We start from the raw sequence: 2,262 nt of genomic DNA, 5'->3' as shown, positions 1-2,262 counted from the left end.
GAACCGGCGATCGTTCTCGCAGCGCTGCGCTTCGGCAACATCCTGCTCATGATCCAGCCACCGCGGGGCTTCGGGGAGAACCCGGTGGCGATCTACCACGACCCGGACCTGCCGCCGTCCCACCATTATCTGGCCGCCTACCGCTGGCTGGATTCCGAGTTCGGCGCGGACGCGGTCGTGCACCTGGGTAAACACGGGACGTTGGAGTGGCTGCCGGGCAAGGGGCTCGGCCTGTCCGCCGGCTGCGCCCCGGACGCCGTCCTCGGTGACCTGCCGCTGGTCTACCCGTTCCTGGTCAACGACCCGGGCGAGGGCACCCAGGCGAAACGCCGCGCACACGCGGTAATCGTCGACCATCTGGTGCCGCCGATGGCACGCGCCGACACCTACGGCGACATGGCCAAACTGGAGCAGCTCCTCGACGAGCACGCGACACTCGCCGCGCTCGACCCGGCCAAACTGCCGGCTGTGCGGGCGCAGATCTGGACGTTGATCCAGGCCGCGCAACTCCATCACGACCTGGGCTTGGACCAACGCCCGGGCGACGACGCCTTCGACGACTTCCTGCTGCACGTCGACGGCTACCTGTGCGAGGTCAAGGACACCCAGATCCGCGACGGCCTGCACATTCTCGGCCAGGCCCCGGCCGGTGCGGCGCGGGTGAACCTGGTGCTCGCGATCCTGCGGGCGTCGCAGGTGTGGAGCGGGACCGCCCGAGCGCTGCCGGGGCTGCGAGCCGCGCTCGGCCATGTCGAGGGCGGCAGGGCCGGGCGGGTCGAGGTGGACGAATTCGAGACGACAGCCCGCGCGCTCGTCACCGGGATGGACGCCGCCGGCTGGGATCCGGCCGCCGCGTCCGGGGTGTGCGCGGACGTCCTCGGGTCAGCGAACAACGCCGGGTCAGCGAACAACGCCGAGGTCGAGAAGGTGCTGGTGTTCGCCGCGTCCGAGGTGGTGCCGCGCCTGGACCGCACCCCGGACGAGATCACTGCCGTACTCCGAGCGCTCGGTGGCGGGTTCGTGCCGGCGGGGCCGTCGGGGTCACCCACCCGCGGGCTGGTCAACGTGCTGCCGACCGGGCGGAACTTCTACTCGGTCGATCCGAAGGCGATCCCGTCCAGACTGGCCTGGGAGACCGGCCGCGCACTCGCCGACTCGCTGCTCGCCCGCCACCTCGCCGACACCGGGAGCTATCCGTCCTCGGTGGGACTGACCGTCTGGGGCACGTCCGCGATGCGTACGCAAGGTGACGACATTGCGGAAGTGCTGGCACTGCTCGGCTGCCGGCCGACCTGGGACGACGCGTCCCGGCGGGTCACCGGCTTCGAGGTGGTACCCCTTGCCGAGCTCGGCCGGCCGCGGGTGGACGTGGTCGTGCGGATCTCCGGCTTCTTCCGGGATGCCTTCCCCCACGTTGTCACGCTGCTCGACGACGCGGTGAGCACCGTCGCGGCCCTCGACGACGAGGCAGATGCCGACAACGCACTCGCCGCCCACGTGCGAGCCGATCTGCGCGCCACTCCCGGTGACCGGCGGCGGGCCACGACCCGCATCTTCGGGTCGAAGCCGGGGGCCTACGGCGCCGGTCTCCTGCCCCTGATCGACTCGCGCGAGTGGCGTTCGGACGCCGACCTTGCCGAGGTGTACGCGGTGTGGGGCGGCTACGCCTACGGCCGCGACCTCGACGGGCGGGAGGCCCGAGCCGACATGGAGCAGGCGTTCCGTCGCATCCAGGTGGCCGTGAAGAATCAGGACACCCGCGAGCACGACCTGGTCGACTCCGACGACTACTTTCAGTACCACGGCGGGATGGTCGCGGCGGTCCGCGCGCTCACGGGCGCGTCACCGGCGGCCTACGTGGGGGACAGCGCCATGCCGGACGCGGTGAAGACCCGCACGTTGCAGGAGGAGACCCACCGGGTGTTCCGGGCCCGGGTGGTGAATCCGCGCTGGATCGCGGCGATGCGCCGCCACGGTTACAAGGGCGCGTTCGAACTGGCGGCGACCGTCGACTACCTGTTCGGCTATGACGCGACCGCGGGTGTCGTGCAGGACTGGATGTACGAGTCGTTGGCCGCCTCCTATGTGTTCGACCCCGAAACCCGCGACTTCATGCAAACGTCCAATCCGTGGGCGCTGCGCGGCATCGCTGAACGCCTGCTGGAAGCCGCCGACCGCGGCCTGTGGGAAAAACCCGACGCCACCACCATCGACGGACTCCGCCAGACCTACCTGGAGCTCGAAGGTGACCTTGAAGGCGGC

At 70.5% G+C, this 2,262-nt stretch carries 1 protein-coding gene; it reads left to right on the top strand.

Annotated elements, in window-relative coordinates; genetic code table 11:
• A partial coding sequence (gene cobN / locus U9980_RS13265) for a cobaltochelatase subunit CobN (RefSeq protein ID WP_322768188.1) occupies positions 1-2,262 on the top strand: 2,262 nt, incomplete at both ends.

Origin of the sequence: Protofrankia sp. Cr1 (genome assembly GCF_963555865.1) — a bacterium.
Taxonomy (GTDB): Bacteria; Actinomycetota; Actinomycetes; order Frankiales; family Frankiaceae; genus Protofrankia.
This window is presented reverse-complemented; position numbering and strand designations above follow the sequence as displayed.